Raw genomic sequence first — 14,292 nt, 5'->3', positions numbered from 1 at the left:
ATTACTTCTTCATTTTCCTGATAAGAAGGATGGAAACTACTGCAATTAAGGCAAGTACCGGAATTATTATGAACAAATAAGGTGAATATTTTTCAGCCGGAGAAACTATATCATCTTTTATATTACTTTTGGAATCTTTTGCATCGATGATGTTATTATTTTTATCTTTATATATTGTTTTCACTGACCTTACATTCATAGTATCGGTATCTATCTTTTCGATCCTGAATAATTCTTCAACGTAATAATATCCGGCATCTTTATCAGCATAAGAGCTGCATACTATTTTTATAGAAGGAATAAATTTGCTGCTTAAAATAAAGCTTTCAAGCTCTTTAGCCCTTATATCATCATTATCCAGAAGATTTAAAGAATCAAATTTACGCTGATCAAAATCAACGGTTTTAACAGCATATAAAACAGGCACACCAAATCTGCAGGAAAGGCTTATATTGATATCTTTATTGATCACAGAAGCGAATATCATTGGTCTTCCGTTTGAGGAATTAATAGGGAAAGCTATAAAAGTATAGCCGGGAAAGGAATCGGTATTGGTAACAGAAAAGCTGTATTGTATTTTTTTCTTTCCTTCGGGAAGGAGGTCTGCATTTACTGCAGAACTAAAAATAAACAAAGCCAAAATTGCAATAATTAAATTGTTCATTTTCCCTCCTTCAAACCAGGAAATAAAATTTTAGTTTACGCTGGCATCGTCAAAATTTTCAAGCCAGTTATCTATAACGCCCATAAATGATTTAAGGCAGCCGTCTTCAAAAGGTGAAATGAGACCTGCGGTTTTAACAAGTCCTAAAAATGACTGGCTACCGCCTGCTTTGCAAAGCCTTAAATAATCTTCAAGAGCCTGCTCCCTGTTCTCATTGGATTTTTTCCAGAACTGGAAAGCGCATATCTGTGCAAGACAGTAATCTATATAATAGAACGGGCTTAAATAGATATGTCTCTGCTGCTGCCATCTGCCGCCTTTTTCAAGGAATTCGTTATCATCATAATCAATATAAGGCAGGTATTTCTTTTCAATATCAAGCCATGCCTGTTTTCTTTCAGCCGGTGTAGCTTCAGGGTTATCATAAACCCAGTGCTGAAATTCATCAACAGATACTCCGTATGGAATAAATATTACCGAGCCTTTTAAATGCGAGTACTTAAACATATCGGTCTGGTCTTTAAAGAAGCAGTTCATCCAAGGCCATGTTAAGAATTCCATGCTCATGGAATGTATTTCACAGGCTTCTGATGTCGGGAAGAAATATTCAGGAATTTCAAAATTACGGCTTGAATATGCCTGGAAGGCATGCCCGGCTTCATGGGTCAATACTTCAATATCACCCATTGTTCCGTTGAAATTTGAAAATATGAACGGTGATTTATACTTTTCTATGAATGTGCAGTAACCGCCGGTATCTTTCCCCTTTTTGTTAACAAGATCCATCATTTCATTATCAAGCATGAAGTTGAAGAACTCATTAGTTTCAGGCGAAAGCTCTGAATACATATTTTTAGCGCAGCTTACGATCCAGTCAGGTGAGCCGTGAGGCTTTGCGTTGCCAGATTTATAGTCAAGCGGCTGATCGTAATATTTAAATGAATCCAGCCCGAGTCTTTTCTGCTGTTTCTGTTTAAGCTTTACAGCAATGGGTACAATTGTTTCCAGTACCTGGTCGCGGAAATTCTTAACCATTTCAGCATTATAGTCTGTTCTTCCCATTCTGTCATAACCCATCTGCACAAAATTTTTATATCCCAGCTTGGTTGCCATCTTTGCTCTAATTTTTACAAGCTCATCATAAAGCCTGTCAAACTCTTCTTCATTATCAGAAAAGAACTTCCATTTGGCTTCGTTAGCAGCTTTTCTCATTTCCCTGTCAGTGGATTCCATGTAGGGGATCAGTCCCTGCAGATTTCTTTCTTCGCCGTCAAAAAATATTTTAGCTGAAGCCAGTAGCTTGGAGTAATCTGTTCTTAATTCATTTTCCTTTTTCAGGTCTTCGAGTATTTCAGGTGAAAACGTCCTGAGGGTCACTTCCGCAACATCAAAAAGCTGTTTGCCCCATTTTTTTTCAAGCTCAGGGCGGAATTTTGAATTAACAATTGCAGTATAGTATTTGTGAACAAGCCCGTCAAATACAGGAGAATTCGCGTCATAAAAATTCTGCTCTTCTTCAAACTCCTTATCATTTGTATCAATTGAATATTTTATGCTGGCAATCGTTCCAAGTGTCTGGAATTCCATGCGCAGGTCGTTTATATTTCTTATCAATGCATCCTGTTCATCAAAGCTTTCAGCTTTTTGAAATAAATTCACCAGGTGCTCAAATTTTTCTGATATATCTGATACGTTCGGGCGTTTGTATTCTATTTCACTGAATTTCATTTGTTTAATTAGATTTTAATTTATTCAAAATAATAATCACGTAATTTAATAAAGTTTACAATTAATTTATACAGAAAAGTTAAGATTATTTGTAACATATTCAGTTAGCGTTAATTCAGCTTATTAGTTTAGATGAATGCTGAACCATATCTTGCTGAACTGTGATTTAGCTCTTTCCGCCTGATTGTCTTTTCTGCGCCGAAAGAACTGTCTTTCTTAACCTTATATTTTTAGGTGTAACTTCAACAATTTCATCATCATTGATGAATTCTATAGCTTTTTCAAGGGTCATAGGCGCAACAGGCGTTAAGATTATACTTTCATCTTTACTTGATGCCCTCATATTAGAAAGCTTCTTGGGTTTGCATGCATTCACGTTAAGGTCATTATCCCTGTTATGCTCGCCAACAATCATGCCTTCATAAACAGCTTCGCCGGGTGAGCAGAATAGCGTTCCGCGCGGCTCAAGATTAAACAGCGCATAACCGGTAGTTTCTCCCTGCCTGTCTGAGATAAGTGAGCCGGTGTTTCTGACCGGGAAATCTCCGCGGTATTCTTCATAGCTTTCGAGGTAAGAATTCATTATCCCGGTACCTTTGGTATCGGTAAGGAATTCATTCCTGTAACCTATCAGCCCGCGTGAAGGAATCGTGAATTCAAGCCTTACCCTGCCTGTTCCGTGATTAACCAGGTTAACCATTCTGCCTTTACGCTGGGATAACTTATCAGTAACTATACCCACAAAGCTTTCTTCGCAATCAATGAACAAATGTTCGATTGGCTCAACTTTTTTACCGTCCTTTTCTTTGTAAATAACATGCGGCCTTCCTACCGACATTTCGTATCCTTCCCGGCGCAGCGTTTCAATAAGTATGACCATCTGGAACTCGCCTCTGCCTTTTACAATAAATGAGTCCGCATTATCTGATTCTTCAACCTTTAAAGCAACATTTCGCAGAGTTTCCTTTATTAATCTTTCTTTAAGCTTTGCTGACTGAACATACTTTCCGTCCTTTCCTGAAAAAGGCGAGGTGTTTATTCCGAACACCATAGAAATAGTAGGTTCATCAACAACAATTCTTTTCAATGCTTTAGGATTATCTTTACTGCAGATCGTATCACCTATATGAACATCTTCAATTCCCGATAAGATCGCGATTTCGCCGGGTTCAGCATTTTCTACTTCCTTCAGCTTCAAGCCTTCATAAACCTGGAGCTTTGTGATCTTCAGCGGCTTTTGAGTGCCATCTTCGCCAATGCATACAAGTGAATCATTAATATGAGCATTGCCGTTTGCAACTCTTCCAATAGCCAGCCTGCCTATGTAATCTGAGTAATCAAGATCAGAGACAAGGATCTGCAGCGGTTCCTCAACATCGTATGCCGGACCTGGAATTACTTCCAGTATCTTATCGAATAACGGCGCCAGATCTGTTCCCCTGCCATCAAGCGTATGCTGGGCAATACCTTCTCTGCCGATTGCGTAGAGTATGGGAAACTCGATCTGTTCTTCAGTAGCGTCGAGATCAATGAACAGGTTATAAATTTCGTCAAGTACTTCTTTAGCTCGAGCGTCTTTTCTGTCAATCTTATTTATGAGAACAATAATTTTTTTATCTGAAGTTAAAGCTTTCTTTAAAACAAACCTGGTTTGCGGCAGCGGACCTTCAGAAGCATCAACAAGAAGTATCGCTCCGTCAACCATCATTAATGCGCGTTCAACTTCTCCGCCAAAATCAGCGTGACCGGGGGTATCCAAAATATTTATTTTGACACCGTTCCATAAAACCGAGCAGTTCTTGGCTGCAATTGTGATGCCGCGTTCACGCTCAAGGTCCATATTATCCATAACTCGTTCAGCCACTTCCTGGTTTTCGCGGAACATACCGCTTTGCCTGAACATATGGTCAACGAGTGTAGTTTTACCATGATCAACATGAGCAATAATTGCAATATTACGTATCTTATCATTATGAACAAGTTTCTTCAAAATATATCCTGTTTCTTTGATTAATTGAGAGTTTTAAGTGATTTAAGTGTCTAAATTGAGGGATTTTGAGAATGAAAATCTATAATTTTGACATCACAAGATAGGTAAAATTTTCATTAAATAATAGTCAAAATGCCCTATAATTGATAGATTTTTAAACATTAACTTGCATTTTAAATTTTTTACAACTATATTTATATAAGTGCTTATATATATTAATTTATAAAAACATGGAATTCATTAAACAATTAGGTGAAGTTGCATTTGGAACAAGATTAAGGCTTTTAACTGACAGGTTCATGCAGGATGGAGCGAAAATCTACGAGACACAAAATATAGATTTTGAGCCGCGCTGGTTTACAATGTTCAGCCTGCTTAGCCAAAAATCTCCGCTGAACATTTCTGAAATAACAACAGAGCTTGGCTACACTCAGCCGGCTGTTACACAGATAGCTAATGTGTTGATCAAAAAAGGGCTGGTAAAGGTTGTAAAAGATAAATCAGATACACGCAAAAAGCTGCTTGCTTTATCGCCCAAAGGGCTGGTAATGCTTGATGAATTAAAACCTGTTTGGCAGGGATTCGAAGATGCGATCAGAGATATTTTCAAAGAAACAGGATTTGATCTAATGTTTGTAGTAAATAAAATTGAAAGCGCGCTGGATGATAAAGATATGTACTCGAGGGTTAGTGAAAAAATAAAGGAAAAGCAGCTTGACAGAATTGAGATATTAGGCTATAGCGATGAATACAAAGAATTATTCAAGACCCTTAACTACGAATGGCTTGAAAAATATTTTAAAGTTGAACCCGAAGATGAAAAGCTACTCGGGAATCCAAGGGAAGAAATAATTAATAAAGGCGGTGAAGTAATTTTTGCCAAATATAAAGGTGAGATCGTAGGAACTGCTGCATTGATAAAATTCACAGATAAAGAATTTGAACTTGCCAAAATGGCTGTCACAGAAAATGTTCAGGGCAAACAGATAGGCAAAAAACTTGCTGAAGAAATAATCCGCCTTGCCGGGCAAAAAAACGCTGATGTACTATTCCTTGAAACCAACGTTAAACTTATTGCAGCAATGAAATTGTATAAAAAACTTGGTTTTACCCTCACCGAAAACCATAATTCCAAATATGCCCGGTCAACTATAAAAATGGAATTAAAAGTAATATAAACTGAATGAAACTATTTTCCTATTTGAAGCGTCTTATTAAATATAAATTATACATAAGGAGTTATATAAATGCTTAAATTAAAGATTTTAATACTATTCGTAGGCTTTATGATTGCCGCAAAAATATCATTTGCGCAGCAGGATGGATTTGTAAATTTTAATCTTGATTCAAAAGTAAAAGAGCAAACAATTAAAAAAATTTCCAGGCTGCTGGATGAGAATTACATTTTCCCTGATATGGCTAAAAAAATGGGAGAACTAATAAAGCAAAACCTCACAGCCGGCACTTATGAAAAAATAGATGATCCTATGAAGTTTGCTGAGAAACTGACCGAGGACCTTCAGTCAGTCAGCAAAGATAAACATATCAGGGTTAGATTTTCACCTGAAGATTCTAAGCGGCTTATTGAAAAGGAAAAAAACGGCAATGATAAAAATGATGAGAAACACTGGAATGAAATGATGAAAAAAGAAAATTACGGTTTCAAAAAAGTTGAAAGGTTGCCGGGAAATATCGGTTATGTTGATTTCAGGAATTTTGCATCACCTGATTACTCCAGAGAAACAGTAGCATCAGTTATGAAATTCTTAGAGAACACCGATGCGATAATCTTTGATCTGCGTCTCAACGGGGGCGGAGACCCCGCCGGCGTACAGTTAATGTGCAGCTATTTATTTAATGAAACCCCTGTTCACCTGAATTCTTTATATTACAGACCAACTGACGAAACCAAAGAATACTGGACGCTGCGTAAAATTGAAGGGAAAAGAATGCTGGATGTTCCGGTTTATGTACTTACAAGCAAATTCACTTTTTCAGGAGCAGAAGAATTTTCATATAATCTAAAGAACCTGAAGCGCGCGACCATAGTGGGAGAAACAACAGGCGGCGGTGCACATCCGGGCGGTGCTATGGCAATTAATGAAGGATTTTCAATGTTTGTTCCGACAGGACGAGCTATTAATCCGATCACAAATACCAACTGGGAAGGTACAGGAGTTTCACCTGATGTTGATGTAAAATCAGAGCTTGCCCTTGAACAGGCGCAGATACTTGCCTTAAAAAAGCTTGCAGAAAGCTCAAAAGATGAGCAGGAAATAATGACATATAACTGGATGGTGGAATCACTGAATGCTCTTCTTAATGCACCGGTAATTGATGAAACTATGTTAAAAAGCTACGCAGGCACATATGATGACAGAACAATTACGTATGAAGGCGGCAAACTTTATTACCAGCGCAAAGGCAGACAGAAATACGCTATGACCCCAATGACTGAAGATACATTTATGTTTAAAGATCTTGAATTCTTCAGGCTGAAATTTGTAAAAGATGCGCTTGGTGTGGTATATGAAGTAAACGGGTTGTATAATGACGGGCATGTAGATAAATCGAAGAGGACGAATTAAAATTTCTGGAGTGCATTGGCTGCGTCAATGCATGCATCAACACAGTTGATGCACTCCGGAGAAGAAAATCCCCATCGCAGATTAATAGATACTCAAAATTTAAGATTAATTGAAGCAAATCTCATGTTAGTAGATCAAGTCCCCCTTTTCTAAGGGGGATTTTTATCGTGTCGGGTCGAAAGACCCGACACCACCAGATGCTGATACTCTACGAGGAACAAAGTGACGAAGCAGTCTTATGAATAATTGACGAGATTGCTTCGCTACGCTCGCAAAGTAAGACCTTATTTATTCTCTCTTTTTTAAGTTACCGTCAGGTCCTCAGACCTGACGAGCATTACTGCTCAATACTGAAACCTTGTCATGCTGAACTCCTTTCAGCATCTATTTGGAAAAAGTATTTTTTAGAATGCTTATCTTAAGTTAAAAAAATCTTACTTTAAATCTTAAATTTTAAAGTATGCAGGCAGACCCTGAAACAAGTTCAGGGTGACAAAAAGACTCACTCTCTCTTTTCCTTCCCTATCTGTTTACCAAGCTGTGAGATCTTCTTCCATTTTTTCTTTTCTTCAAGCTGCGCTTTTTTATCCTGTTTGCGCTCAAAATAACTTACTTCGTTCAGCAGTTTTTTGTAGCTTTTAAACCTGGCCTCATCAAGCTCTCCCCGTTCAATAGCGCCTTTTACGGCACAGCCTGGCTCTGATTCATGCTTACAATCCGAGAACTTACACTCCACAATAAGCTTTTCGATATCCTCAAATAGTTCGCTCAAACCCTCAGCGCCCTCCCACATCTGTATTTCACGCATTCCGGGTGTATCTATTATGAGTCCCCCGCCCGGCACAAGTGTTAATTCACGGTGAGTTGTAGTATGCCTGCCTTTATCTTTGTACAGCCCAATTTCTGATACATTCATCTTTTCCCAGTCAAGCATGCTGTTTATCAGGGTTGATTTACCCACACCCGATGAACCTATAACGGCAATCGTCTGATTGCCTTCGAAGTATTTCAACAGCTCATCAATACCCGCTTTTTGCAAAGCGCTTACAATATGCACATCAACTCCCTGGAAACGCTGCTGAACTTCAACAAGCTTAGCAAAAACATCATCACACAGATCAGCTTTGCTGAGCAGTATGACAGGTTTTACATTATTATCCCATGCAAGAGCCATGTAACGCTCCATACGCCGCATGTTGAGGTCCTGGTTCAGCGAGCTGATTATGAATACCGTATCAACATTCGCCGCGACGATCTGCTCTTCTGTGGTTGAGCCAGCTTTCTTCCTGGAAAACTTCGTTTTCCTCGGCAGCACATCTGTTATGAACGCTTTATTTTCATCCGGAATGTGTTTAAAAACAACCCAATCACCCACTGCGGGCAGTAAGTTGGAATCATCGGTGCTGTAAAACAGCTTACCTGATTTTTCCGCTGTAAGCTCGCCGAATTCAGAGTACAGCTCGTAATAATTTCTGTGTTCAACCGCTACTCTTGCGGCATATAATCCTTTAGCAGCATATTCTGCAAAATATGCTTCAAAAAAATCATTCCATCCGTATTGTTTTAAATCTTGTTTTTTATTCAATAATAATTTGATTTTAACTTAATTTCTGTTGTTGGTGACAACACCAACAACGAGGAGTTTATTTATATTTATCAATATTACAAATTTAAGTAGTTTTTAATGAATTCTCTGGTTAGTTTGAAATCGTAACCGTATTTAACCGGTTTAAATCCGAATTCTTCATTTATGCGGTACATATATGTATTCCATGGCATAGTATCTGTTTCAATATCTATAAAATCCTTATTTTCTTCAAGCAGCTTCAGATACATTTTAGCTTTCAGAAACTTTGCAAAACCTTTGCCCCTGTGATTCCTTGCCACTGCGGTGAAACCACCACTATGCCTTATGGTTTCTTTATTATCCTTATCAATATATAAGGAACAATATGCGGCTATATCATTTTCCGGAGTTAAAAGCGCATACATTTGCATTTTCGCGCCTGTTAGTTTTTCTGAGTTATCTCTTAGTTTCCAATCTTCCTTTTCCATACGTTTTCTTTGTTGTTTCACCGGGTTTAAGTTACGGTAGTCATCTAGAATATCATACATCAATAATGTAAAGTTATCATACAGCTCATCAGGCAGTTCTTCATAAAACAAAAGATTATATCCTGATATATCTGTATTGGAAATGATGTTATTATAAAATTCACTATTCATTTCATTTCTCAGAATTTTTGTATTTATCATCTCTTCATGAATTTCCGCACCAATACCTTTTAAAGCCGCAATATTCCTGCTTTCAAAAGTCCAGTGATAAATCTCTTTGATATCATATTTAAGCATGTATTCATGAACTTTGCCAAGCATTACCCTAAGCAATAATTGGCTGATGCTGTCGCCATCGAAATTAAAATTAAAGCTGGCGGAGCGGCTATCAAGCATAAATCCCACCCAGCCCACAGAAACATCATCAATAAATATTGAATACTGTTCAAACGATTTACTTTTGTAAGCCTCATATAATTTATCCCACTCTTTTTTCCAATCCTCCGGAGTTTCATCAGGTTCAAAGGATCCGGGGTTGTATTTCTTTTGGATTCTTTGTACCATTTCGAAATGGCTCTCAAGCTCATCCGGTGAGAGATCATTTAGCAATTTAGCTTTGGTCATATTTTCAACAGATCATTTTATTTAAGAGCAGTATAAATTCTGCTGCAGGAACGAACTTAATATTTTCATGAAGCATTTGTTAATTTTTATATTTTAAATTATTAAAAAGTAAAAACGCAGCCGTTCCGGTATGGCTTAAACCCGAATTCTTCGTTGATCTTGTACATATATTTATTCCATGGCATTGTATCTGTAGTTATATAACTAAAATCCTTGTTTTCATTCAGTAATTTTAAATACAATTTTGCTTTTAAAAATCTTACAATTCCTCTTCCCCTAAATGAACGATTTACTGCGGTAAATCCTCCATTATGACGAACTACGTTTTTGCTGCCGGAATCTATACATACCCAGCATATTCCTGCAATGTTACCGGTATTATCAGATAAAACCAAAATTTCAAGCTTTATTCCCATGGCAGTTAGCTCCTGTTTATCTTTATACCATTCATCCGGAGTCAACGGCGGATAATCATGCTGAAATTCATTCAAAGCCTCTTTATCTTTAATACAGGAATTTACTGTTTCTACAAACTTAACTATAAGCTCTTCAGGAACAATATTATAACAGCTCAGTTTCAGGTCATTAAGTCCGCTTGAGTTTATAATTTCATTATATAAAACAATATTCATATCTTTGCGATCGAGTTTGGAAAAAAGAATTTTTTCCGATACCGGGACATTCATTTTTTGCATCCATTTTATAAGTGGTTCCCTGTATATTATAAGCTCAGCAGATAAACAATTTTTATCTTTTTTTATTTCAGAAATTTTCGCCAAAACTGATTTAAATAAAACTTCATCATAATCGCCTGATATGTATTCAAACTTACAATAAAGTATGTTATCCCACACGCTGCACTCAAGCCATGCATAAGAAACATTGTTATATGTAATTAAAATAATCAGTTCATTTTCATCAGCAGAAGTACCCGCAAAGAGCTGCTTTTTAAATTCAGAAATTGAAATCACCGTAGAATGAGTATCAGGATAATATTTTCTGTTAATTTCTTCAGAAAGATGGAAGTACTTTTCCAGAAGGATTTCATCCGGATATTTCAGAGATATAAATTCAAACAAAATATTTTTCTATATTATTTTTAAAGATTGCTTCGCCTGCGGCTCGCAAAGTTTGTTGATTATAATTCAGTATTTATACAGAATTCAATAACTTTCATCGTCTTTTATTTGGTGCAATCGATTCATTTCTTCAGGATCAATATTTGTTCTTTTGAAGAACTGTTACAATCTTCACGGTCAAAATTACCGAAAAATTTTTCCAGCCTGAACTTTGTCCTTCCGACCAAATTCTCAAGCTCATAGCGGAAGAAATACCGCATTGGCGCGATAAATTCATCGGTCAATTCCTTATCGTTCTCATCCCAAACAAAACGGAATTTAAGATCGAGCATCTGCAGCTCATTTTTATAACTTACAGAAACATACCTCTGAAGCCGGGCTCCCGGCTTGTATTCTCCGTCAAATTCCAGCAGGTTATCTACAGGATTTATCAGCCTTTTCAGATCGGGATTGAAAACATCAAATATCAATCTTCCGCCTTCATCCAGAACATTATATATCCGGTTCAATGTATTAAGCTGGTCATCAATTGTAAGCATATGCTGAAAAACCCTGAAAGGCATAATTACCAGTTTGAATGATTTACCTGAATCAAACCTTCTAAGGTCTTCCTGCCAGATACGGTAATGCATATCAGCGGGCAGCTTTTCTTTAAGCCTTGCAAGCATCCTTTCGCTGAAATCTACTCCGTATATATCAGCCCCGCTGTTTAAAGCAGGAAGAAAGATCCTGCCGGTACCTACACCTGCTTCAAGAACAGTTCCACCGGCGTTTTTAATTTCTTCCTGGTAGAATTTTTGAGCAGGTTTCAGAAATTCAAGTGTATCATAAACGGGGTCATAGAATCTTGAAACCGCTTCATTGTAATAATATTCATTTTCCATAAATGCGTTCCTTTAAGTTTTGCGATAATATATTGTTGTATTCAACAAAATACCTGATAGTATCATGATGACGTTTCCATGCATTCCAAACATCAATTGCCCAGCCCTCTACAGCTTTTTTATGTTCAGCTATATTTTTCGCCGCAGCAATATCAGTGATATTCATAGTTCCGGAAAAATCCGGCAGAGGATCAAGCCATACAAACTGCTCTTTGAATTTTGAAATATTAAGCATAACATCGTTTGCGTGTTTACCGGTTAATCCTTTTTCCAGCTGCAGGTAAAGCCTTGTTAAATGTATAAATACAGATTGTATTTCTTTTCTGCCGGGGTTTCCGGGATGCTGGGCTGCATATGTATCTACAGTCAGCCTATGGGTCTGCCAAAGCTCGTTATATTCAGTATATTCTTTGGCAAGCACAGTGCAGAAAATATCCCAGCAGCCGGCGTCAGAACCAATGTATGAATGTTTGGGTCCGTTTATATTTTTAATTACAGCTTTGCAGCCGTAACATTGTATTAAATTATTATTCATTTCCATTTTTCTTTTAAACATTTCGCTCCTACGGAGCTCTAAAAACTAAATTTGTTTTTTCTACAAACATACCGCTCCTACGGAGCTGATAACAAATGGCTTATTTTACTACCTTCTTTCGCTTCGCTCAATAAGGCAGGCAAACATTTCGCTCCTACGGAGCTAAGAATTATAAATTCTTGAAAAATTAGCTCGCCGTTAATTGTTAATTGTTAATTGCTAATTGTTCATTGATCATAGTTAATTGAAAGTTGTTACGCCACATTCATCACTTCTTTTTCTCTTTGCTCTCTAAGCTGCCTGGTATACAGCCTGAAATATGCGCCCTGCTTTTTAATCAGGTCTGAATGGCTTCCGTCTTCAACAATTCGACCTTTATTTATTACAAGTATCCTGTCGCAATGTTTAATAGTAGAAAGCCTGTGAGCTATTATAAGCGATGTACGCCCTTCCATAATTCCGGCAATGCCGTGCTGAATTTTTGCTTCAGTTAAAGTATCAACTGAAGATGTAGCTTCATCCATTATAAATATCCTGGGATCAGCAAGTACAGCTCGAGCGAATGAAATGAGCTGTTTTTCACCCATAGAAAGATGTTCGCCGCCTTCACCAACCTGTTCATCAAGCCTTTCAATGAAATCATTTGCTCCAACAACACTCAATGCGTTCAAAATTTCTATATCGCTTGCATCTTCCCTTCCGTAACTGATATTTTCTTTAACAGTACCGCTGAAAAGATGCGGGCTCTGAAGTACAACACCAAGCTGGCTTCTTAAGCTTTCCATAGTGTTATCCTTATAATCCAAACCGTCAATCTTTATTACTCCGCCTGTCGGCTCATAGAACCTGCAGATGAGATTGATTATAGTTGACTTGCCGCCGCCGGTTTCACCAACCAATGCAACTGAAGTTCCGGCATCAATATGCAGGTTCATATCAGTCAATACCTGTTTGCCTTCTTCATAATGGAAAGAAACATTTTCAAAATCGATATCACCGTTTATTCTTCCGTAATTTCCGGCATTCGGCTTATTTACTATCAATGCCCCGGTATCAATAAGTGAAAATATCCTTTCACCTGCTGAAATACTGTTCTGCGCCTGTGAATAGAACCTTGAAATATCCAGGATAGGCTCAAATATCATAGTAGCATAACCGAAAAACGCAGCAAGCGTACCTACTGTAATTGCAGCAGGAATTGTAATAGCCATCGAACCGCCGTAATAAATCACAAATGCAGCAGCTATTGAGCCACCGAAGATTATCAGAGGCATAAAAATAGCCTGGTAATACGCAGCTTTATAAGATGATACTTTCATTTTTGTGCTCAGGTCCTTAAAATCATCACTTACTCTTTCTTCCTGGACGAGGCTTTTGTTGACTTCAACACCGTTGATATGTTCATTGAACCTTGCTGTCATTTCGCTGTTATACTTGCGCGCTTCACGGGAGTATTTAAGGATAAGCATACGCAATTTGAAGGAAATCAGCGTTAAAACTGGAATTGTTAAAGTAACAATAAGCGCAAGCTTCCAGTTGTAAATGAACATAGATGTAACACAGAAGATTATCATTCCGCCGCCCCATACAACTTCTATCATTGACCAGGATATAAGCTCAGTTACTTTCCCGGTATCAGAAGATATCCTTGAGAGCAGCCAGCCTACTGCGGATTTATCAAAGAATGAGAACGATAATTCCTGCAGCTTGATAAAAAGCTCCTGGCGGATATCATACATTACATATTCCTGGATCCTGCCGGCAAAGTTAATGAAACAGAATACACCGAGAGAAAGCGTTAATCCAAGTCCAAGAAAAATAAGCCCGTAATTTCTGAGTCCGGTGGAATCAACTTCAGGCATTACACCGGTATTTTTGTATGTATCAACAGCAGGCACTATGATATTATCAAGCAGGCTAAGCCATACAAGCGGGTAAACCGCTTCTACAAGCGCAACCAGCAATACGAATCCCGTAAAACCTGCTACCCATTTGGGATACCGAAAGCTGTATTTCAGCAGCCTCCGCAGGAACGGCCATAAAGCGCCTTTAGTTTTAAATTGTTTATCTTTTAGTTTTGACATTGTATATGCAATTAAAAATCGTTGTTGTTTATAAATTGGGACAAAAGTCCCTGTATTGTGG

The 14,292-nt window shown here is 37.7% G+C and carries 11 protein-coding genes; 2 read left to right on the top strand and 9 right to left on the bottom strand.

Going from position 1 to position 14,292, the window contains the following annotated elements:
* Position 1: 1 nt before the first annotated feature.
* From J0M37_06895 to typA, 3 genes are all read right to left on the bottom strand, one after another.
* The gene (locus tag J0M37_06895) at positions 2-664 is read right to left on the bottom strand and encodes a hypothetical protein (protein ID MBN8584809.1); all 663 of its coding nucleotides are present in this window, start codon (positions 662-664) and stop codon (positions 2-4) included.
* Between the two features lie 30 nt (positions 665-694).
* On the bottom strand, positions 695-2,392 hold the full coding sequence (locus J0M37_06890; GenBank protein ID MBN8584808.1) for a M3 family oligoendopeptidase: 1,698 nt from the start codon (positions 2,390-2,392) through the stop codon (positions 695-697).
* A 166-nt stretch (positions 2,393-2,558) separates the two neighbouring features.
* The gene (gene typA / locus J0M37_06885; GenBank protein MBN8584807.1) at positions 2,559-4,382 is read right to left on the bottom strand and encodes a translational GTPase TypA; all 1,824 of its coding nucleotides are present in this window, start codon (positions 4,380-4,382) and stop codon (positions 2,559-2,561) included.
* A gap of 230 nt (positions 4,383-4,612) precedes the next feature.
* Here typA and J0M37_06880 point away from each other — a divergent pair, with 230 nt between their 5' ends.
* Together J0M37_06880 and J0M37_06875 are read left to right on the top strand one after the other, a co-directional pair.
* Positions 4,613-5,560 carry a bifunctional helix-turn-helix transcriptional regulator/GNAT family N-acetyltransferase gene (locus tag J0M37_06880; GenBank protein MBN8584806.1) on the top strand — a complete coding sequence of 316 codons (948 nt, stop codon included), beginning with the start codon at positions 4,613-4,615 and terminating at the stop codon, positions 5,558-5,560.
* A gap of 69 nt (positions 5,561-5,629) precedes the next feature.
* Positions 5,630-6,970: a S41 family peptidase gene (locus J0M37_06875; GenBank protein MBN8584805.1), complete on the top strand. Its 1,341-nt coding sequence runs from the start codon at positions 5,630-5,632 to the stop codon at positions 6,968-6,970.
* Positions 6,971-7,472: 502 nt separating this feature from the next.
* Here the strand turns inward: J0M37_06875 and rsgA are convergent.
* The 6 genes from rsgA to J0M37_06845 form a co-directional block, all read right to left on the bottom strand.
* Entirely contained in the window at positions 7,473-8,555 is a 1,083-nt protein-coding gene (gene rsgA, locus J0M37_06870) for a ribosome small subunit-dependent GTPase A (GenBank protein ID MBN8584804.1), read from the bottom strand.
* Positions 8,556-8,632: 77 nt separating this feature from the next.
* Positions 8,633-9,649, bottom strand: coding sequence for a GNAT family N-acetyltransferase (locus J0M37_06865; GenBank protein ID MBN8584803.1), 1,017 nt, complete (start codon positions 9,647-9,649; stop codon positions 8,633-8,635).
* A 101-nt stretch (positions 9,650-9,750) separates the two neighbouring features.
* On the bottom strand, positions 9,751-10,728 hold the full coding sequence (locus J0M37_06860) for a hypothetical protein (GenBank protein ID MBN8584802.1): 978 nt from the start codon (positions 10,726-10,728) through the stop codon (positions 9,751-9,753).
* 122 nt (positions 10,729-10,850) lie between these two features.
* Complete coding sequence (locus tag J0M37_06855) at positions 10,851-11,612, bottom strand: class I SAM-dependent methyltransferase (protein MBN8584801.1); 762 nt, start codon at positions 11,610-11,612, stop codon at positions 10,851-10,853.
* Entirely contained in the window at positions 11,602-12,168 is a 567-nt protein-coding gene (locus J0M37_06850; protein ID MBN8584800.1) for a hypothetical protein, read from the bottom strand. Before J0M37_06850 ends, J0M37_06855 begins: the two co-directional genes overlap by 11 nt.
* Positions 12,169-12,401: 233 nt before the next feature.
* On the bottom strand, positions 12,402-14,231 hold the full coding sequence (locus J0M37_06845) for an ABC transporter ATP-binding protein (protein MBN8584799.1): 1,830 nt from the start codon (positions 14,229-14,231) through the stop codon (positions 12,402-12,404).
* Positions 14,232-14,292: the final 61 nt, after the last annotated feature.

The sequence above is a fragment of the Ignavibacteria bacterium genome, assembly GCA_017303675.1.
Classification (GTDB): Bacteria; Bacteroidota; Ignavibacteria; order Tepidaquicellales; family OLB5; genus OLB5.
Note: the sequence above shows the minus strand (reverse complement) of the source record. Positions and strands in the feature narration are given on the sequence as shown.

What these genes read in the sequence shown, in the direction of transcription:
- J0M37_06895 (MBN8584809.1), bottom strand. Translation starts at nt 664, where the DNA reads ATGAACAATTTAATTATTGCAATTTTGGCTTTGTTTATTTTTAGTTCT.
- J0M37_06890 (MBN8584808.1), bottom strand. Translation starts at nt 2,392, where the DNA reads ATGAAATTCAGTGAAATAGAATACAAACGCCCGAACGTATCAGATATA.
- J0M37_06880 (MBN8584806.1), top strand. Translation starts at nt 4,613, where the DNA reads ATGGAATTCATTAAACAATTAGGTGAAGTTGCATTTGGAACAAGATTA.
- J0M37_06875 (MBN8584805.1), top strand. Translation starts at nt 5,630, where the DNA reads ATGCTTAAATTAAAGATTTTAATACTATTCGTAGGCTTTATGATTGCC.
- J0M37_06865 (MBN8584803.1), bottom strand. Translation starts at nt 9,649, where the DNA reads ATGACCAAAGCTAAATTGCTAAATGATCTCTCACCGGATGAGCTTGAG.
- J0M37_06855 (MBN8584801.1), bottom strand. Translation starts at nt 11,612, where the DNA reads ATGGAAAATGAATATTATTACAATGAAGCGGTTTCAAGATTCTATGAC.
- J0M37_06850 (MBN8584800.1), bottom strand. Translation starts at nt 12,168, where the DNA reads ATGTTTAAAAGAAAAATGGAAATGAATAATAATTTAATACAATGTTAC.
- J0M37_06845 (MBN8584799.1), bottom strand. Translation starts at nt 14,231, where the DNA reads ATGTCAAAACTAAAAGATAAACAATTTAAAACTAAAGGCGCTTTATGG.